General features: G+C 43.8%; 18 protein-coding genes. 13 read left to right on the forward strand and 5 right to left on the reverse strand.

Annotated elements, in window-relative coordinates:
* Positions 1 to 63: 63 nt before the first annotated feature.
* From ACFGVS_RS09565 to ACFGVS_RS09575, 3 genes are all read right to left on the reverse strand, one after another.
* Positions 64 to 996, reverse strand: a complete 933-nt coding sequence (locus ACFGVS_RS09565) for a hypothetical protein (protein ID WP_439698440.1) — start codon at positions 994 to 996, stop codon at positions 64 to 66.
* Between the two features lie 246 nt (positions 997 to 1242).
* Positions 1243 to 2031, reverse strand: coding sequence for a carbon-nitrogen hydrolase family protein (locus tag ACFGVS_RS09570; protein ID WP_274212653.1), 789 nt, complete (start codon positions 2029 to 2031; stop codon positions 1243 to 1245).
* A 59-nt stretch (positions 2032 to 2090) separates the two neighbouring features.
* Positions 2091 to 2840 carry an ankyrin repeat domain-containing protein gene (locus ACFGVS_RS09575; protein ID WP_274212652.1) on the reverse strand — a complete coding sequence of 250 codons (750 nt, stop codon included), beginning with the start codon at positions 2838 to 2840 and terminating at the stop codon, positions 2091 to 2093.
* Positions 2841 to 3105: 265 nt separating this feature from the next.
* On the opposite strand from ACFGVS_RS09575, the gene ACFGVS_RS09580 reads away from it, so the two are divergent.
* The 11 genes from ACFGVS_RS09580 to ACFGVS_RS09630 all read left to right on the forward strand — a co-directional run bounded on the left by ACFGVS_RS09580 (position 3106) and on the right by ACFGVS_RS09630 (position 14637).
* Positions 3106 to 4785, forward strand: coding sequence for a helix-hairpin-helix domain-containing protein (locus ACFGVS_RS09580; protein ID WP_439698441.1), 1680 nt, complete (start codon positions 3106 to 3108; stop codon positions 4783 to 4785).
* A gap of 135 nt (positions 4786 to 4920) precedes the next feature.
* Complete coding sequence (gene rfaE1 / locus ACFGVS_RS09585; RefSeq protein ID WP_439698442.1) at positions 4921 to 5904, forward strand: D-glycero-beta-D-manno-heptose-7-phosphate kinase; 984 nt, start codon at positions 4921 to 4923, stop codon at positions 5902 to 5904.
* A 97-nt stretch (positions 5905 to 6001) separates the two neighbouring features.
* Positions 6002 to 6559 (forward strand): D-sedoheptulose 7-phosphate isomerase, encoded by a 558-nt coding sequence (locus ACFGVS_RS09590; RefSeq protein ID WP_090646025.1) that lies wholly within the window; start codon positions 6002 to 6004, stop codon positions 6557 to 6559.
* Between the two features lie 43 nt (positions 6560 to 6602).
* Positions 6603 to 7106: a D-glycero-beta-D-manno-heptose 1-phosphate adenylyltransferase gene (rfaE2, locus tag ACFGVS_RS09595; protein ID WP_439698443.1), complete on the forward strand. Its 504-nt coding sequence runs from the start codon at positions 6603 to 6605 to the stop codon at positions 7104 to 7106.
* Between the two features lie 15 nt (positions 7107 to 7121).
* On the forward strand, positions 7122 to 8090 hold the full coding sequence (locus ACFGVS_RS09600; RefSeq protein ID WP_439698444.1) for a glycosyltransferase family 9 protein: 969 nt from the start codon (positions 7122 to 7124) through the stop codon (positions 8088 to 8090).
* Positions 8091 to 8144: 54 nt separating this feature from the next.
* Positions 8145 to 8831 carry a porin family protein gene (locus ACFGVS_RS09605; protein WP_439698445.1) on the forward strand — a complete coding sequence of 229 codons (687 nt, stop codon included), beginning with the start codon at positions 8145 to 8147 and terminating at the stop codon, positions 8829 to 8831.
* A gap of 84 nt (positions 8832 to 8915) precedes the next feature.
* On the forward strand, positions 8916 to 9392 hold the full coding sequence (locus ACFGVS_RS09610) for a SixA phosphatase family protein (protein ID WP_439698446.1): 477 nt from the start codon (positions 8916 to 8918) through the stop codon (positions 9390 to 9392).
* Positions 9393 to 9557: 165 nt separating this feature from the next.
* Positions 9558 to 12185 carry a sigma-54-dependent Fis family transcriptional regulator gene (locus ACFGVS_RS09615; protein WP_439698447.1) on the forward strand — a complete coding sequence of 876 codons (2628 nt, stop codon included), beginning with the start codon at positions 9558 to 9560 and terminating at the stop codon, positions 12183 to 12185.
* A 176-nt stretch (positions 12186 to 12361) separates the two neighbouring features.
* Entirely contained in the window at positions 12362 to 13117 is a 756-nt protein-coding gene (locus ACFGVS_RS09620; protein WP_439698448.1) for an SDR family oxidoreductase, read from the forward strand.
* A gap of 274 nt (positions 13118 to 13391) precedes the next feature.
* Positions 13392 to 13589, forward strand: a complete 198-nt coding sequence (locus ACFGVS_RS09625; protein WP_439698449.1) for a hypothetical protein — start codon at positions 13392 to 13394, stop codon at positions 13587 to 13589.
* Between the two features lie 49 nt (positions 13590 to 13638).
* On the forward strand, positions 13639 to 14637 hold the full coding sequence (locus tag ACFGVS_RS09630; protein ID WP_274212642.1) for a hypothetical protein: 999 nt from the start codon (positions 13639 to 13641) through the stop codon (positions 14635 to 14637).
* A 100-nt stretch (positions 14638 to 14737) separates the two neighbouring features.
* Here the strand turns inward: ACFGVS_RS09630 and ACFGVS_RS09635 are convergent, their stop codons facing one another.
* Positions 14738 to 15103 (reverse strand): DUF2200 domain-containing protein, encoded by a 366-nt coding sequence (locus ACFGVS_RS09635; RefSeq protein ID WP_274212641.1) that lies wholly within the window; start codon positions 15101 to 15103, stop codon positions 14738 to 14740.
* 117 nt (positions 15104 to 15220) lie between these two features.
* A complete protein-coding gene (gene dprA / locus ACFGVS_RS09640) occupies positions 15221 to 16312 on the reverse strand; it encodes a DNA-processing protein DprA (protein ID WP_274212640.1) in 1092 nt (363 codons plus the stop codon).
* Positions 16313 to 16658: 346 nt separating this feature from the next.
* On the opposite strand from dprA, the gene ACFGVS_RS09645 reads away from it, so the two are divergent.
* Positions 16659 to 17039, forward strand: a complete 381-nt coding sequence (locus ACFGVS_RS09645; RefSeq protein ID WP_090649392.1) for a BlaI/MecI/CopY family transcriptional regulator — start codon at positions 16659 to 16661, stop codon at positions 17037 to 17039.
* The gene (locus ACFGVS_RS09650) at positions 17036 to 18931 is read left to right on the forward strand and encodes an energy transducer TonB (protein ID WP_439698450.1); all 1896 of its coding nucleotides are present in this window, start codon (positions 17036 to 17038) and stop codon (positions 18929 to 18931) included. Before ACFGVS_RS09645 ends, ACFGVS_RS09650 begins: the two co-directional genes overlap by 4 nt.
* Positions 18932 to 18936: the final 5 nt, after the last annotated feature.

Genomic DNA, 18936 nt, shown 5'->3' on the forward strand with positions numbered 1-18936 from the left:
ACCACCATATGAAAGATAAGCATCTTCATACAGTGGTTTAAAAAGCTGATAAACAGGAACGATTTAATCCCGAATATGCAACGCCGCTTTCAATTCATTATAATTTTTCAGTTTAACAGCAGCTATGTGTACTCCGCCAGGTATAATCACGTACCTGTAACTATGAGCATTTGAAATGCTGCCATACACATTGTTATTGTTTTTCATACTGATTTGTACATTGCCAAGGCTATAAAGGCCCGACCAGGTATCAATTTCGGGAGTGGTACCGCTTAAGTAGTTAATTACGATGGGCAATTGAGCTACCTGGTCTGTTGGCCAAATTACCGGGTTGTAGCCATTTAATTTGCCATAAACCACAACAACGCCTTTATCTAATATATCCTGTGTTATTTTGGGTTCGGCTACGTCGAAAGTAAACGTGCTTGTACTAAAAACGGTTGTTTTCACATACGATGACGGTGTAAACCAATCAGAGTAAATAACATTTGCAGTACCGGGATCGCCTTTAGGCCCTTTCAGGTTAATTGGGGCCGGCCATGTACCGCCAATTTTTGGCCCATAAAATAAGTAGGTGGCAGTGTTCAGGTAATAATCGCCATTGGCACCTACAGCCGCACTTGGTGCAACATTGCCGCTTTTAATGGTCGAGCCGTCGGCGCCGGCAGCGCCAGTTGCACCGGTGGCACCAGTAGCCCCGGTAGCACCCTTTAAACTAAAAGGCGAACCCCAGCCGGCAGCTGTTTTTGGGCCGTAGAAGCCGCTGGTTGCGGTATTAATGTAAAAATCGCCATTGATACCAAGCGTTGTAGCCGGGGCCGTTGTACCCGAGTAAATTTTGGTTCCATCGGCACCTGTTGCGCCAACTGCCCCGGCAGCACCGGCTGCACCTTGTGTACCTGCAGGCCCGGCAGGGCCTACTGCTCCGTCTTTACCGCAAGAAGTTATTGCCAATACAACAACCGCCAGTAACTGTAATAAATAGATTTTTTTCATGTGGATAGATTTTTAATAAATAAATTTTAGCTGATTGAAACAAAATTTCTTTATTGTTTAATCAGAGGCTAAAGTCGGCAGGCGCCGAAAAAAATCTATCAGGAGATTCACGCAAACGCGAACGTGTTATTACCTGTTTTGCATCGCGTATAAATGCTTGCTTTTTTAGGTAGAATTACCAGAAGACATTTTGGGGCAACGAAAACACTATTGGCAATAGTGCTATATTGTATACTGGAAGTATTCTTAAATGTAGAGCTGTGGCTTAAACCTCCTGGCCAACAGGCCTGTAGCTAAACCAGGATCAATATCGGTTATAATCACACCGATTTTACCGTAGGTTTCGTGAGCTATGCATGTGCCATCCGGCGCAATTATACAGCTGGCCGAATCCGGGTATTTAAACGCGTAGTTCGAACTGGCAAAATAGATGGTATTTTCCATCGCCCTTAGCATAATGGCCTTTTCATAGTAGGGATTATCCTTGCTGCCCCACTCGGTAAGCTCAACTCCCTGCACATTGCTGCCTGTGCAATGCGGATGAAATACAATTTTAGCATCATTGCGGGCTGCCCACCGTACAGATTCGGGGTAGCGGAAACCTTCATGACATATGGTGATACCAAACTTAACACCATTTACTTCAAAAATATGGCGCTCCGTTCCGGGTATCCAGATGTTATCTTCAGATGGATCTAACTGATTTTTGGTTTGATAGCCTAAAATTTCGCCTGTTTTTGATATTACATGGGCTACATTTAAAACACCACCAATGGTATACCAATCCATGGGCATAATAATAGCTATTGAATTTTTTGCCGCCATGGCGCTTACTTCTTCTAAAGCCAAACGCATTTTTTCGGGCGAACTTGTTTCTACCCCAAATTCTTCAGCAGGGTAACCCGGGAGATAGGATTCGGGAAAACAGATGATCTCGGCCTGTTGATTTGCAGCTTCCTGGATCAAAAATTCGGCCTGTTGCAATCCCTCTTTAATAGATGCCGGCATTGGTGGCGAAGCTATGGCAATTTTCATTTTTCTAAATTATATCACAAAATTACCAAATCCAACAATGTGTACCATATACTTTAAGCCTATCCCCTTTTTAAATAAACATTCGGTACATTATTTGGCAAGTAATCAATCCCGTAAGCATGTTTCAATAACAAACTTACTGTTTCCATTACCGTAACCTCTTTACGGTGAACCTGTGGCAGCAAGCCCATCATAGCGTAACTTAACGGGTTAACGGCGGGCATCAGCGTTTCCCACTCATACCCTTTCCCCCAAATAAGTCCTTTAACCGTGATTGATAAATCGGCACCATTTTGCAGCAGGAAGTGGAGCATATCAATTGAGCTATTGCCGTTTTGGTTTACAGTATGGAATATTGGTGTATGGCCGCCAAAACCATATTCGTCAACGGCTGCACTGGCGTTTAAGTCAGCCCCGTGCTGCAACAGTACCTGGGCGCAGGCAAGGCTATTATATTCGGCGCAGTAATGCATTAAAGTTGCGCCGGTAAGCGGTGTATAGGTATTTTTGTGTATTGCATATGTTTTAACAGTTATTTGTGGATCGTCAATAATACACGATTCTAACTTTTCGGCATCATGCGCCAGTACGGCCAAAAGCGCCTGATCTTCAAACTCCAAACCGGCATCAATAAATGCCCGGATACAATCTTTAAATTGGGGGCTGCGGTAATACATCTCTACCATCGTGGTAAAAAGTGGCACGCCGCCATTAACTTCGTTTGGATTTCCTCTGTCACTGAAATATTGCTTAATTCCTTCAACAGAATGTACTTCGGTGGCGTAAAGGATTTGATTGTAATCGGGCATGGTATCTGAAATTATCTGACTATTAATAATGTCGTGTCCCATCGCGCAATGAGGGACTGGCGTTAGTTCAAATTCATTGCAACCCAAACTTACAAAGTTTTCCATACTTCATGAACCATCGCTCCAAGGCAAATTTATTTTAAATAGGTCCGTATCCGCCCGAAAAACAGGTATTGGTTTATTTATAAATTCAATGCCCAAAACAAACCATCCCGCAACACTGTCTTTACAATGGCTTTTTGTATTTTTACCGCTCAATTTAATTATGGAAAACAAACCCATAGCCCGCAAACTTCGATTACTATCGCAACTCATGGAGTTACATGAGGTTAACCCTTTTAAAATTAAGTCGATAGCTAATGCTGCTTTTAAGGTTGATAAGCTCCCCTTCCCTATTGCCGGTAAAACACTGGCCGAACTGGAAAAGGTTGACGGCATTGGCAAAAGCATAGCCGGCAAAATCATCGAGCTTTTTGAAACCGGTACTATGGCCGAAATGGAAGAAATGCTTGCCCAAACCCCAGAGGGCGTGGTAGAGATGATGCACATTAAAGGCATCGGCCCCAAAAAAGTTGCTATTATATGGAAGGAGCTGGGGATTGAAAACACGGGGGAACTTTTTTACGCCTGTAACGAAAACCGCCTGATTGAGGCCAAAGGCTTCGGGCTGAAAACACAGGAAGAGATCCGTAAGGCTATTGAATTCAGGATGGCCAGTAACGGCAAGTTCCTGTTTGCCCAGGTTGAAAAAGAAGCTAACGAGCTGATGGACATGGTAAAAGCTGTTTTCCCGGGTGCCTTAAAGCATTTCGCCGGTGAATTCAGGAGGCTAAATGAAATCATTACCGAAATTGTGATTGTGATTGGCAGTATTGACCAAAAGATTGCCTACGATGCTTTTTTAGCATCGGACATATTGCAAAATATAGCTGAGAATGAAAATCATATTTCGGGCGAGTTGAAGAACGGCTTGCTGGTTGATATTGTTTGTGTAGAAAAAGGTGATTACTATTTAGAGCTATTTAAAAATACCGGTACCGACGATCATGTACAGGCCGTTTTAGACCGCATTAATACCCCGCTTCAACAGCCCGAGACTGAAGAACTCATATACACCAAAGCCGGCCTGGCCTGGATGCAGCCCGAACTACGCGAAGGCACCATGTTTATTGAAAAGGCCGAAACAAACACGCTGCCGGTACTTATAAACTGGCACGATTTAAAAGGCAGCCTGCATAATCACAGTACCTGGAGCGATGGTGTAAACACGGTTGAAGAAATGGCCTTATACTGCCGGGATACCCTGAAACTGGAATACCTGGGTATGTGCGACCACAGTAAAAGCGCCTTTTATGCCAAAGGCCTGACCATTGAACGCGTACTGCAACAACAGGAAGAAATTGACCACCTGAACAAAAAGCTGGATGGCTTTCATATATTTAAAGGTATCGAATCGGATATTTTGTACGATGGCTCATTGGATTACCCGGATGAGATATTGAAAAAATTCGATTTTATCGTAGCATCGGTGCACTCTATATTAAAAATGGATGAGGCCAAGGCTACATCGAGGCTGATAACAGCCATTGAAAATCCATACACCACCATATTGGGCCACCCTACCGGCAGGTTGCTATTAAGCCGCAAGGGCTACCCTATTGATTATAAAAAGGTAATTGACGCCTGTGCCGCCAACAATGTGGTAATTGAAATAAACGCCAACCCGCTAAGGCTCGACCTCGATTGGCGCTGGCACCAATACGCCCTTGAAAAAGGTGTTATGCTATCCATCAATCCGGATGCCCACCGCCTGGAAGGCCACCTGGATATGCATTACGGTATTTTGGCAGCACGAAAAGGCGGCTTATATAAGGAAATGTGCCTAAATGCGTTATCGTTACCAGAGATTACAAAAGCCTTTGATAAGAAGAGAGGCGAAAGGTAAAAGGTGAAAGGCAAAACGCAAAAGCCAATTGACCAATGACAGCGAAGCGAATGACCAATGACAAGCGAAGCGAATGACCAATGACAAGCGAAGCGAATGACCAATGACAGCGCAGCGAAATGAACTAATGAACAAATGAATTTAAAGGATAAAGTACACGCTATACAGTCATCAGGTGCAAAACCGAAAATACTCGTTATAGGAGATTTGATGGTTGACCATTATATAATAGGCGGAGCCACAAGGCTTTCGCCAGAGGCTCCGGTGCCCATTGTGAACGTAAAAAAAGAAACCTACACCCTTGGCGGTGCCGGTAACGTAGTGCAAAACCTGGTATCCCTTGGCGCCGGCGTTTCTGTAGCCGGCGTAATTGGTGATGATGCTGCAGCAATACAGGTATTTGATATCCTGGCTAACGAAGGGGTACAAACACTTAGCATTATTAAGGATAGCAGCCGCCCCACTACGGTTAAAACCAGGGTATTGGCAGGCAGTCACCAACTGGTGCGGGTGGATAGGGAGGTAACAGATACCGTTTCTCCAGCTATTGAAGATGAATTGATTGGCAAATTAGGCAAATATATTGAACAGGCCGATATGGTAATATTGTCTGATTACAACAAAGGCCTTTTTTCGCCATCGTTAACCCAAAGAGTTATCATCGAGGCTACCAAGCAGGGTAAAAAAGTGGTAATTGACCCGAAGGGACTCAATTACGAAAAGTATAAAGGTGCATTTATTATCAAACCAAACCGTAAGGAACTGGCCGAAGCAGCTAAAGTAGAAAAGATAAATTCGATTGAAAGCCTGCAGGAGGCATCGAAAGTTATTTTTGGACAAACGGGCTCTGAATACATCGTGGTTACTCTATCGGAAGAAGGGATGGTGATATTAAGCGAAACGGAGTACACAGCCTTGCCTGTAAAAGCCACCGAAGTGTTTGACGTAACCGGTGCCGGTGATACGGTTTTGGCAACCATGACCTATTTTATCGCCTCCGGATTATCTGTTGAAGAAGCATGTGAGTTAGCAAACCACGCGGCAGCAATAGTGATACGCCACGTAGGCAGCGCCACAACAACTATCGACGAAATTATTGAAGATATGGGAATGAGCTAAAAGGCGAAGGCTTAAAGCAGAAAACTTTTTTTGAAGAAGGTAAAACGAGTTCAAAAAAAAAATTCCAAACTGACAACACAAAACCCAAAACTATAAAATGGTTTTAAAAGAGCTTATAGATCATCAAAATACGATACAACGGGTAATTGACACCCTGCAGGGTGATATTGAAACAGCCTGTGAAATGATGACCACTACTTTAAAAAATGGCAACAAGGTATTATTTGCCGGTAATGGAGGCAGTGCGGCAGACGCACAGCACCTTGCGGCCGAATTAACCGGCCGGTTTGTAAAGGAACGAAAAGCTTTTCCTGGGATTGCTTTAACCGTCGACACTTCGGCTATAACGGCTATTGCCAATGATTACCATTACGATAGGGTATTTGCACGCCAGGTTGAGGCATATGCCAAACCAGGCGACCTGTTTATTGGCATATCTACCAGCGGCAATAGCCAGGGAATTTTAAATGCCTTTGAAACTGCTGCGCAATATGGCTGCAAAACTTTAGGGTTATCGGGCAGGGATGGCGGTAAAATGAATGGCAATTGCGATTTAAACATTGTTGTACCATCAAATACCACGGCCCGCATCCAGGAAATGCATATCCTGATAGGCCATATCATGTGCCAGGCGGTTGATAACATGTTTGATTAAAAAATATAAAGACACAACATACCCTCTACCCAAAAACAAGATAATGAGAATCGACCTTGAAAAAACACTTACCGGAAAAATTAACGATTTGGCATCGCTTAAGACCCTGGTACAAAGCTGGCAAAGCGAAGGAAAAAAAGTGGTATTTACCAATGGCGTGTTCGATTTACTGCATATTGGCCACATTACCTACCTGGCCAAAGCTGCCGAACTGGGCGATAAACTGATCATCGGGCTTAATGCCGATAGCTCTGTGAGACGCATCAAGGGCGAAAGCAGGCCGGTTAACGACCAAAATAGCCGCGCAGCAATATTAGCGGCATTGTTTTTTGTAGATGGCATAGTTGTGTTTGAGGAAGATACACCGCTAAATTTAATCAGTACCCTACTACCCGACTATTTGGTGAAAGGCGCCGATTATTCGGTAGAAAATATAGTTGGATCAAAAGAAGTGATTGCCAATGGCGGCGAGGTTAAAACCATTAATTTTGTAGAAGGCTATTCCTCAACGTCGATAATCAACAAAATCAGGAACCAAATTTCCTGATACGGCAGCAACATCATGAAGATACTGGTAATCCGCTTTAGTTCGATGGGTGATATTATATATACAACCCCCATTGTACGTTGTATTAAAAAGCAGGTTCCTGATGCCGAAGTACATTTTTTAACCAAACCGGCGTTTAAGTATATTTATGACAACAATCCCTATGTTGATAAACTACTGCTGTTAAAGCCTTCTCTTTCAGATACTATTAACGACATTAAGGCCGAAAAATACGATCATATTGTCGATTTACATAACAACCTGCGCACCGCAATTATTAAACTGCGCACGGGCATAAAAGCCACAACCTACAAAAAGCAACCCATAAGGAAATGGCTCAGCTTAAAATTTAAACTAAAGCTTATCGCCCCTACCCACCTGGTTGACAGGTACCTGGAAGCCGCAAAACCATTGGGCGTTACCAACGATGGCCAGCCCATTGATTACTACGTTAAAGCCGAGCACCAGCTAAGTAAACTACTTCCCCCGTCGCATCAAAACGGCTATATCGCCTTTGTCATAGGCGCCACGCATTTCACCAAACGGATGCCGAATGAAAAAATCATCAGTATTTGCAGTCAGCTTAAATTGCCTGTTGTGCTATTGGGCGGTAATGATGTTAAAGCTAACGGCGATATCGTCGCCGCTGCCATCGGTACTCATATCTATAATGCCTGCGGGGTAACCACTCTAGACGAATCGGTTTACCTGGTATCCAAAGCCGAAAGTATCATAGGTTTTGACACCGGCCTTACCCACATTGCCGAAGCTTTTAACAAACCCATTGTATCTGTTTGGGGCGGCACCGTACCCGAGCTGCTTGGCGTACAGCCCTATATGGTTAAAGATGTACTGGTTGCCGGCATCGACCTGGATTGCCGCCCATGCTCAAAATTCGGGTTGGAGAAATGCCCGCTGGGGCATTTTAAATGCATGAATAATATGCCTGAGGATGATATCGTCGGATTTGTAAATAAGACGTAACGTCAAATCACCAAATTATTTACATTTGCTTACCGGCAACCTAAGGATGTCCCAATGAAAATACTTTTATATTTCCTGCTTTTATCCTGCTCGTCATTAGCCGCCTTCGCGCAACTGCCATCTATTGGCATTAAGGGCGGTGTAAATTTTTCAACCATGCAGGCATCGGGCACGCAGGCCAATGTAGTTGCCGGCACCAACACAATAGCCAACAGCGGCTCTATAACATCTTTTAACTTCGGCGTTTTTGTTGATGTTAAACTTGGGCATTTTTCATTGCAGCCGGCTGTTAATTTTACCGGCAAAGGCGGTACGTTTAATGGCTTTACCGGGACGCTTCCAAATGGATCTGTAAGCCAGGTTAGTACAAAGTACAATTTATATTATGTACAGGTTCCGGTTAATTTAGTTTATCATGTGCCTTTCGTGGTGGGTGAATTTTATGTCGGGGCCGGCCCATTTGTGGGCATGGGTGTTTATGGCCGAAAAAAACTATCGGCCGACAACAATAATAATGGTACACATACCGTCATTGCCAGCAGCGATAAAATCACGTTTGGCGATAACGGCGATATCAGATCGGACGAATATGGTGCAGGTGCCATCGCGGGCATCAAACTTAAAGGCGGGCTGCTCTTCAATCTGAATTACGATCTGGGCCTGTCAAACATAGCGCCAGATCAGGCTGGTAACACGTTCAAAAACCATGTTTTCGGTGCTTCCGTAGGCTTTGTTTTTTAACATTTCTACTGCAAAACAACAAACAAAAAGCAACGTTAATACTTAATAAACCAAACTTAAAATACCCGGAAAATCCGTTTTGTTATGAAAAAATTGCTGCTCATCCGCCATGCCAAAGCCACACATGAAAGTGGCTACGCTGATTTTGACCGACCATTAAAGCAGGTGGGCAAGGAGGACGCCGTGCTCATGGCGTCGATACTGAAAGGGCAATCCATCATACCGCAAATAATAGTAACCAGCCCGGCGCTGCGTACGCAAACCACAGCCGATATTTTTACCGCGCAACTGCAGCTACCCAATGCCGGCACCGATAAAAGAATTTACGAAGCCAACGAATACACCTGGGTAAAAGTGATTAACGGACTGCCAAACGAATATGATTTCATTGGTATTGTAGGCCATAACCCCGGCATCAGCCAGGTATTATATTACCTTACCGGCCAGTACCGCGATTTGCCAACCTGCGCCGTAGCCCTCATCACTTTTGATAACGACACCTGGGAATCCATCAGCGGCGAAGATGGCCACTTAACTTTTTTTGATTCGCCGAAGGGGTGATCCGAGTGCATGTTCGGGGGAAGGATTGCTGAATTTCTGGGAGAACGCACACCGACGTTTCACATTAAAATGTGGAGCGCTTTGGTTTAATGATAAGCTGTATGCATATTTGAAGAACAGCAACCACGCGGAAACATCTGCCTGTAATTTCCATAAATTGCCATCATGAAAAAGACAAAACTTTCCGAATCAAATTTGCCGGCCCCCTCAATGGCCGGCCTTGAGCAGGAAAGAAGTATCTTGCTGGAACTGGGGAACGATATTACCCGGGTTCGGGACAAGAATGATCTTATTGTACTTTTTAAAAAAAGGATCAAAGGGTTATTTTACTTTACTCATACGATTGTTACCCTTATTGACTATAAGGACGAAACATACGTCCCTTTCCTGCTTGACAATGAAGGCTCTCCCATCCGGTCGCATCCAAGATACCAGGAAATGGTTAAGTCTCATTTTTCCTTGAACGAGCCCTTTATCCAGACGGTATTGGAGGCAGAAGAACCTGTATCTTTTCTACTGGAAGATATATTGGACAAGCCGCAAAGCCCCGCTTTTCTCCGCGTTAATTACGAAGAAGGCGTAAGAGAAATTTTAATGACGCGGCTTATGAATGAGGGAAAGCCCATGGGCTTTATTCATATTTATTCAGATAAACCCGGCAGTTTTAGCAGCGAATTCAGGAGCATTATTAAAGGCATTATACCCCAGTTGTCGAGCGCCGTATCTAATATTATCAAAAATGAGGAGCTGCTTGATAAGGAAAAAGAAAAATCATTCCTTCTTGACTTTAGCAGCGATATCGTAACCGTAAGGACGAAGGAAGAGCTTGCCCGCGCCGTCCGCACGGCATTAGGCAAGTTAAATCCACCGGGAGGCTTTGTCATTCGCCGGGTCAATGAAGATCAGACGACCATGAGCCCTTATGTGTACGATCTTCAAAAGGCACAAGATCCCAAAATAGTGAGTGCGCTTGAGCAAGCCCGGTACCTCATCAATGACGGACTTCAAAATCGTGTATTAAATAACTCAATCCCTTTGCTATTTAACATAGACAGGGAAATACAACGCGGCATCACCTCACCTTATTTACAATATTGGAAGCAGATGGGGTTTAAAGACATTGTAGGTATCCGGTTGCGCAACGGGGAAACCAACCTTGGAATTTTGTTCCTCGACATCGGGGAGATCAATGTGCAGCTGTTGCAAGGTATTTGCGCACAAATATCCATCGCTATGGCTAATATTCTGGCGCATGAGCAAATCAATAAAAAACAGGAAGAGCAGGCCTTTTTGCTGAATTTCAGCAACGATATTACACAGTCGAGAACGAAGCTGGATTTGCAAAATGCCATTTTCAGGGTGTTGGATAAAACAATGCAAACAAAACTCGCCATGCTGCGGGTGATAGATGATGACGGCTTTCACCTGAGCCCATTTATGTTTGACGGTAAATTGTTTGACAAAGCCCAAACCTATTACGGTAAAAGCCTGGCCAACCGGGTCACCATTGAAGAAACCTACACGGCGCAGGTGCTTGCAAGTAAGGATGGATTGGTGTTTAATGTAGAAGAAGAATTAAAAACCGGTAATACATACGCGAAGCTATGGCAAACAACCGGCTTGAGAAATATGTACGCCCTGCCATTACGTGTGGGCGACAAAAGCATAGGCACCATCTGGCTGCTGGCAAACCGGCTGAGCCAGTTGCTGCTGAAAGGGATATGTGCCCAAATAGCTGTTGCTGTTGCCAATATACAGGCTAATGAAAAATTGCTGGCCTACAAAAAACAGCTGGAAGTAGAAAATGATTATCTGAAAGAACAGATCAAAACCATTTACAACTTCTCGGAAATAATTGGCAATGGCGACCAGATGCAAAAAGTATATCGCCTGATGTCATTGGTGGCCGATTCCAATACTACTGTGATGGTATCAGGCGAAACAGGAACAGGAAAGGAGTTGATTGGAAGAGCCATTCACAACGCATCGCCGCGCCGCGATAAGCTGATGGTAAAGGTCAATTGCGCCGCGTTGCCGGCAAATCTTATTGAGAGCGAATTGTTTGGTCATGAAAAGGGCGCCTTTACCGGGGCCATTGACCGGCGCATAGGTAAATTTGAGCTGGCCAATAACAGTACGCTGTTCCTTGATGAAATTGGCGAACTGCCGCTTGAAGCACAGGCTAAATTGCTGCGTGTAATACAAGAACGTGAACTGGAACGAATTGGAGGTAAGCAAACAATAAAGATAGATGTAAGGCTGATTGCCGCAACTAACCGCAACCTGGAAGAAGAGGTAAAGGCCGGCCGTTTTCGCCCAGATCTGTATTTTCGGCTAAATGTATTTCCCATCAGCCTCCCCCCTCTTCGTGACAGATTGGAGGATATTGAAGCCCTTACCCATTTTTTTGTAAAGAAACACAGCAGAAATACCGGCCGCAGGATCAGGAAAATTGCACCAAAAGTAATACAGCAGTTACGCAGCTACACCTGGCCGGGCAATGTACGCGAATTGGAACATTTACTGGAACGCAGTATATTATTAACAACCGACGGTATATTGCAAGATGTATATATACCCAGGAATATGAATTCAGAAAAGCAAGACGAGGCTGATCTCTTAAACCGCTCACTGGAGGAAGTTGAACGTAGTTATATTATTGAAGCATTGAAACGGTGTTCCGGCAAAATTTCAGGTGCAGGCGGCGCCGCCGAAATTTTGAAAATTCCCGGCAATACTTTACACTCCAAAATGAAAAAATTAGGCATCAGCAAGAGCGATTATTTTGCCTGACACCTTCTTAAAATTCCCGAATTCCTTCCCTTTATATAGTGAGAAAGATCGTAATTTCACTGAATATAGTGAAAAATACGACATCTAAAATAATGTATATTGTTGACTATCAATGATTTGAATTATTTGGCATTGGCTTTGTCTTTTGTATAACAAATCATTAAAAAATCAACATTATGAAAATCGTAGTCATTGGAGGCACAGGCCTCATCGGAAGCAAAGTAGTTTCAAAACTTCGCCAGCAGGGGCACCAGGTTATAGCTGCCTCGCCAGACACAGGTATCAACACCATCACGGGAGCAGGGCTGGCCGAGGCCATGAACAATACCGATGTGGTTGTAGACCTGGCAAATTCTCCGTCTTTTGAAGACAAAGCTGTCCTGGAATTCTTCCAGACGGCCGGCCGCAATTTACTGGCTGCAGAAATCAATGCCGGTGTAAAACATCACGTGGCGCTTTCCATTGTTGGGGTCGACATCATGCAGAACATTGGTTACATGCGGGCCAAAAAAGCTCAGGAAGACCTTATCAAGCAATCGGGAGTGCCTTACACTATTATCCGGAGCACCCAATTTTTAGAGTTCCTGGCAGGTATCGCCAACCAGGCTACTAATGGAAGTGAAGTACATCTTTCCGATGTTCTGTTCCAGCCTATCGCTGCAGAAGATGTAGCCTCCTTTGTAGCTAAATACGCCCTGGCGGCCCCTATTAATGGCGAAACGGAAATAGCCGGTCCCGAACGCTTTGCCTTGTATGAAATAGTGGCCCGGTATCTGCAGTATACAAACGATCCCCGCCAGGTGTTATCCGACGGCAAACCATCGTACTTCGGCGGAGAAATTACCCATGCAGCATTGGTACCGGCCGGGCAGGCGGAGCTGGGAGCCATTAACTTTGAAAAATGGTGGAGCTACCAACTGCAAAAGGCCTGATGGTAGCGATCTGTCACCTGTTGAAACGAAGATGACGGGTGGCAGCTTGCCGGGGCGGTTGTAACGGGAATGCACTTTCCACCAGTTCGTGCACCAGGATATCCCTACGCCGGCGTATTATCCTTACGAAAACCGGTCAACAACACGGCAAGTCAGCAGGTAGCAGATCGAACTCTCACCGATTTTTTTGACAATAAATTGTCCAGCTGGTCCGGGTGATCGGGTCAGCTGTTGCTGAAAGAAAAACAAATTATTCATTAACAATGTAAACATCATGAATCCCTTCATTTTATATCCCGCCGGTGAAAATCTGAAAGATCAATCAGATAAACACACCATAGCTATTAACGAGCCGCCGTACAGTATGAACGAAGGCGGCGAGTTTTTAGACGATGCTATCCGCATGAAAGATATGCCATTATTCTATAGCGAAAAAGGCGTTGCTGCCAGAAGCAGCTGGAACTTATTGTAACAGCCCAGGCAGATATTCAGCCCCATTATTATTATTAAAAAATTGAGCCATGCAAGTTTATAATATCGAAATCAAAAACGTGCTTCCTATATTAACAGACCTGGTCGAATCTATCAGGAACTTTAATGATTCTCAAAATATTTACCTGAGCCGTACATATGATGGCAGCACACCCGGGCCGGGAACCCTTAAAAAGGCCTTTGGAATTAAAGAGGCCAAACTGCCCGAATTTTTAACCAATTTAGGTGTCCGTAGTCTAACTTTAAGTTCTCCGTACGCTGAAGATGCACTTTCCAGGTGTGCCTTTGATGTTGGGGAGGGTGGAAACAGAAGCAACAGATGGTCTGAAATTAAAAGCGAAAAACTAATTGCTGATCTTTCTGACCTGTTTCGGGCTTGTCGGACGATCGCGTTTGACGACTGGGCAAATGTGGCAAACTCATCGGATTTATGGAACGGTTTGCTTTCGGATGTTATTCGGCCTTTACAGAAAAACGATTTAGAGTTTATTTTTTATCTTGGAGATCCTGCCAAAAGGTTATTCTTCCAGGTGGATGAGATCCTCGACATTATAAGTGAATTTTCAAAACATGGCCGGGTGACATTTTGCCTGGACGAAAGTGAGGCTGTTAAATTATGGATGGTGCTGAATGGCGAACGTCCGGACAATACATTAAACGCTTTTGCACTAAGCGATTTAAAAAGGAAATACTTTTCCATATTTAAGACGATGACGGTGGACCAGTTATTAATTTATTCTGTAAATGACGCCCTGGTATATTCCGAAGATCAGCAATTCGTATTAACGCGAAAGGTAGTGGATTATAACATTGAGATTGCCAGGGATGCAAGAGACAATTTTATTGCCGGCTTTACCATAGGTTTAATATTGCAGCTCGACATCAGGTATTGCATTGCTTTGGGATTAATTGTTTTTGGCTCACGTGGAGAAAACAATTCGAGCCCTGATAAAGATGACCTGCTTGCCTACATTGAAAAGTGGATTATTGATCTTAATAAGGAGGATGCTATAAGTCTTTATCAATAACAACCGGCAATGCATATTTATATAACAGAGGATTTATAAGCCGATTAGGGTTTGCACTATAACCGGCTTTGCGTTGGGGGGATGTAAATTTCCCGATGCCTCAAGGGTTCCGTAATATCTTCTCCATCTTCCGTCCCTTCGCCAGCTCATCTACCAACTTATCTAAGTATCTAACCTGCTGTGTCAAAGGATTCTCGATTTCCTCTACCCGATACCCACAGATTACTCCCGTAATAAGGTGTGCATTGGGATTTAGCGAAGCCACCTGAAAAAAGGTTTCAAAAGTTGCTTTTTGTTCAATCAGGTCTTTTAGTTTCTCGTCATTAAAGCCAGTTAGCCATGCGATAACCTGATGTAATTCTTCCTTTGTTCTACCTTTCTTCTCCACTTTTACCAGGTACAAAGGGTAAACCGAGGCAAAAGTCATTTTTGCAATACGCTCATTGTGTATATCGATCTTGTTCATATCTTATATAAAGCGACTGATTTTCTTTATACCAAAAATATCCACAAAAACATTCATGACCAATACCCAAACCTCAAAATTCTCACCCGAACCCCGCAACCGGCAACACGTACCCCATCAATTCACCCGATAAGTTTTCCCCGGCAAACTACGGATATAGCCCTGCATTTCCATGTTGAGCAGGTTCATGGCCAGCGAGCTCATGGGCATGTTGGCCTTTATGGTAAGTTCGTCAATAGCCAACGGGGCTTTATGTTGTTGTAAAATATCAAATATCAGGCTCTCGTCTTTGGTTAAATCCAGCGGCAGCATAAACTGTTCGGTGGGTTTCAGGTTTTCGTCTTTTTCCCAGCCAAGGCTAAAGGCCAGGTCGGCCATGCAGGTAAGCAGTGCTGCTTTATTGTTGCGGATCAGAAAGTTACACCCTTCCGAATACACATCATCCAGCCTGCCGGGGAATGCGAACACATCCCGGTTATAGGAGTTGGCAATTTCGGCGGTTATGAGTGCGCCGCCCTTAAGGCCTGCTTCTATCACAACCGTGGCATCGGCCATGCCGGCAACAATCCGGTTTCGTTGGGGGAAGTTTTCCCTGTCGGGGATAGTGCCCGATGGGTATTCGGTAAGCAAGCCACCGTTTTCCAGCATTTTTTCGGCAGTCGCCCGGTTTTGGCTGGGGTACATCCTGTCGAGGCCATGCCCTAATACCCCTACCGTGGGCACATTCAACCGCAGGCATTCTTTATGGGCAGCAACATCAATGCCCAGGGCAAGACCACTCGCTATTAATACATTATATTGCTGTAACTCCTCTATCAGTTGCCTGCATAATTGCTTGCCGTAATCAGTAGCGTTGCGGGTGCCAACTATACTGATCACTTTGGGCATGTTCAGTTCCATTTTACCCTTACTATATAATAGTATAGGCGAATCGCCACAATTTTTTAAACGTTTTGGATATCGGGCGTCGGTATAAAATATCAATTCGATGCCATGTTTAGCGGCAAATTCCAATTCCTTTTCGGCCAGGCGCAACGCTTCATTAAAATCCCATTGGCTTGCCCGTTTCTCGCCAATGCCGGGTATAGAAGCCATTTTTAAGGGCGATGTTTTAAAAACCTGCTCGGCGCTGCCTAAATAAGCCATCAATGATTTGGCCGCAACAGGGCCTAAGTTTTTAACAAATGATAAAGCGGTATTGTAGATCATTGATGTGCAGATTTCAGATTTCAGATGTGCAGATTAAACGCCACTATCAGTACCACGAATATACAAATCCTAAAAATATTAGCAAATTAATTAATTTCAAATGTGCAAATTTCAGATGTGCAGATGAAAAGAGCCTGTGCCGCTACAATTTCTGCCTACACTATCCTCTAATTTGTAGCTCTACTCTTCATCTGCACATCTGAAATCTGCATATCTGCACGTCCACTCCCCCTCATCTGCACATCTGAAATTTGCACATCTGAAATCTATTTTCAAAAAACTATAAAAATAGTTTGCAAACTATAAAAATAGTTTTACCTTTATCTAACTATAAAAATAGTTTACTATGAATGTTAAAGAACTAACCAAAGCCGAGGAACAGATTATGCAGATTCTGTGGCAATTAAAGGAAGCTATTGTAAAAGATATCATTGAGCAAATGCCCGATCCTAAGCCAGCCTACAATACCGTATCAACCGTGGTGCGTGTACTGGAAGGCAAAGGTTTTATCGACCATAAAGCTTATGGCAACTCGCACGTTTACTTCCCGCTTATCAGCGATGATCAGTATAAAAAGTTCACGTTTGATAAGATGATGAAAAACTATTTCAGCAATTCGTACCAAAGCCTGGTATCGTTTATTGTAGACGAAAAGAAGATCAGCGTAAAAGAACTGGACGAATTAACCTCACTGATTGATAACCTTAAAAACAAAAAACAATCATGAACTGGCTACACTACCTACTGGAAGCAAACATATACCTGGCCGTTTTTTACGCCTTTTATTGCCTGTTTTTAAATAAAGAAACACATTATACCCTTAACCGGGTGTACCTATTGCTAAGCTGTACAGTGGCATTTATTTTACCATTGGTACAGGTAAGCGCACTGAAACCCGCTGCCGAAAGTGCTCAACAAACTTATGTAACCATTGCCACTAACAGTCACAATAACACAACACCTGCGCTGGTAAACTACCAGCCGCCGGTAAGTCACTTTACCGTGCAGGATGCTATTTTATACTTATATATAACAGGTATGGCGGTAATGGCCTTACTACTGCTTATTAAAATTGGTAAGCTCATTAAAATGACTACCAGGGGTAACACTATACTGAATGATAAATACAAGTTAATAGGTATCGAAAGTTCAAACACTGCGTTTTCATTTTTCAATTACCTGTTTATCGGCACAAAAATAAACGGCAGCGATACCATCATCCGGCATGAGCTGGTACATATCAAACAAAAACACTCGGCAGATATTATTTTTATCGAGATCCTGAGGATTGTTAACTGGTTTAACCCCATCATCTATTTTGTACAAATAAGCCTTAAAACCGTTCACGAATATATTGCCGACGAGCAAACCGCAGTACATGAAACCGATGCCATCACCTACTCGTCGTTCCTGGTTGATAATGCTTACGGCATTGGCGGCTCATCAATCACACATTCATTTTTCAATTATAATCTACTTAAAAAGAGAATCATTATGTTAAACCAGAAACGTTCGGGGAACTTAGCCAGGCTAAAATACCTGGTGGCTGTACCTATTTGTGCCGGGATGCTTTGTGCATCAACATTGGCGTTCAGTAAAGATTACGCACTGATTGACCTTGCGCCTGTGCACCGTCAACCAGCGTTGCCCACCCTGACAGATAGTATACCCAAGGTAAAATCGCAACAAAACGACACGCACCTGCAGCCTCCGCCGCCACCCATCTTCGTTAAAGATACCTACGTCGACCTTTTCAATTATCTAAATAAAACCATTACCTATCCAAAAAGCGAGTTAAAAACAAACAAGGCCGGCCTTGTAGCTCTTAGCTTTGATGTTAGAGCCCAAGGCAAAATTGCAAATATCAGCATTACCAAAAATGCAGGCACAGCATTTAATCAGCAAGTTTTGCAAGCACTAAAAACATATCCGGGCACAGTTAACGAAACTGTGGGCAGGCATAAAATGATAGTTTATTTTTGTACCGACTATTACAAATTCATAAAAACACCTGATGCCACCGAACTAAAAGCGCCGGATTACGACTTTAGCCTGATGGTTTTTGGAGCCAGCAAATACCCCTTTATGCCGCCCTATAAGACCAATAAAAAAGCGACAAACGTCCCTGCCGTCCAGGTTGAAATTAACCACACTACCAAGCTTCCGCCGCCACCGCCGCCTGCGCCGCCGGTTAGCATGCAGGCCGATACACCGATCCGCGCAACAACCGATGTTTTTAACAAATATGTAGCCAGGAACGTCCGATATCCCGCTATCGACCGCGATAAGAAAATCGGCGGCAGGGTAATTGCAGCCTTTGATGTGGTTGATGGAAAAATTAACGATCCGCAAATTGTACGGGGTGTAGAACCGGTGATGGACGGGGAGCTTTTACGTGCCATTAAAGCCTATGACGGCACACTTGATTTAAAAGACGGGCATTATTCAATCCCTACGTTATTTCAGGTGGTTGATTATAAAGGCAGCAATCAGGTGGTGGTTTCCCATTTACCAGAAGCGAATACCGCTGATAAGCCTGCCAAACAATCCGCCGGCTTTTCAACTGCGGTTAGTTTAAATGAAGTTGTGATAGTTGCTTATCCTTCACAAATTAAATAAAAACC

The sequence above is a fragment of the Mucilaginibacter sediminis genome (genome assembly GCF_051903035.1).
In the GTDB taxonomy this organism is placed as follows: domain Bacteria; phylum Bacteroidota; class Bacteroidia; order Sphingobacteriales; family Sphingobacteriaceae; genus Mucilaginibacter.

Excerpts from the sequence above, each read along its gene's own strand:
- ACFGVS_RS09605 (WP_439698445.1), top strand. The coding sequence starts at position 8,145 with ATGAAAATACTTTTATATTTCCTGCTTTTATCCTGCTCGTCATTAGCC.
- ACFGVS_RS09630 (WP_274212642.1), top strand. The coding sequence starts at position 13,639 with ATGCAAGTTTATAATATCGAAATCAAAAACGTGCTTCCTATATTAACA.
- ACFGVS_RS09565 (WP_439698440.1), bottom strand. The coding sequence starts at position 996 with ATGAAAAAAATCTATTTATTACAGTTACTGGCGGTTGTTGTATTGGCA.
- ACFGVS_RS09625 (WP_439698449.1), top strand. The coding sequence starts at position 13,392 with ATGAATCCCTTCATTTTATATCCCGCCGGTGAAAATCTGAAAGATCAA.
- ACFGVS_RS09575 (WP_274212652.1), bottom strand. The coding sequence starts at position 2,840 with ATGCCCGATTACAATCAAATCCTTTACGCCACCGAAGTACATTCTGTT.
- ACFGVS_RS09615 (WP_439698447.1), top strand. The coding sequence starts at position 9,558 with ATGAAAAAGACAAAACTTTCCGAATCAAATTTGCCGGCCCCCTCAATG.
- ACFGVS_RS09620 (WP_439698448.1), top strand. The coding sequence starts at position 12,362 with ATGAAAATCGTAGTCATTGGAGGCACAGGCCTCATCGGAAGCAAAGTA.
- rfaE1 (WP_439698442.1), top strand. The coding sequence starts at position 4,921 with ATGAATTTAAAGGATAAAGTACACGCTATACAGTCATCAGGTGCAAAA.
- ACFGVS_RS09650 (WP_439698450.1), top strand. The coding sequence starts at position 17,036 with ATGAACTGGCTACACTACCTACTGGAAGCAAACATATACCTGGCCGTT.
- ACFGVS_RS09570 (WP_274212653.1), bottom strand. The coding sequence starts at position 2,031 with ATGAAAATTGCCATAGCTTCGCCACCAATGCCGGCATCTATTAAAGAG.
- dprA (WP_274212640.1), bottom strand. The coding sequence starts at position 16,312 with ATGATCTACAATACCGCTTTATCATTTGTTAAAAACTTAGGCCCTGTT.
- ACFGVS_RS09590 (WP_090646025.1), top strand. The coding sequence starts at position 6,002 with ATGGTTTTAAAAGAGCTTATAGATCATCAAAATACGATACAACGGGTA.
- rfaE2 (WP_439698443.1), top strand. The coding sequence starts at position 6,603 with ATGAGAATCGACCTTGAAAAAACACTTACCGGAAAAATTAACGATTTG.
- ACFGVS_RS09610 (WP_439698446.1), top strand. The coding sequence starts at position 8,916 with ATGAAAAAATTGCTGCTCATCCGCCATGCCAAAGCCACACATGAAAGT.
- ACFGVS_RS09645 (WP_090649392.1), top strand. The coding sequence starts at position 16,659 with ATGAATGTTAAAGAACTAACCAAAGCCGAGGAACAGATTATGCAGATT.
- ACFGVS_RS09635 (WP_274212641.1), bottom strand. The coding sequence starts at position 15,103 with ATGAACAAGATCGATATACACAATGAGCGTATTGCAAAAATGACTTTT.
- ACFGVS_RS09580 (WP_439698441.1), top strand. The coding sequence starts at position 3,106 with ATGGAAAACAAACCCATAGCCCGCAAACTTCGATTACTATCGCAACTC.
- ACFGVS_RS09600 (WP_439698444.1), top strand. The coding sequence starts at position 7,122 with ATGAAGATACTGGTAATCCGCTTTAGTTCGATGGGTGATATTATATAT.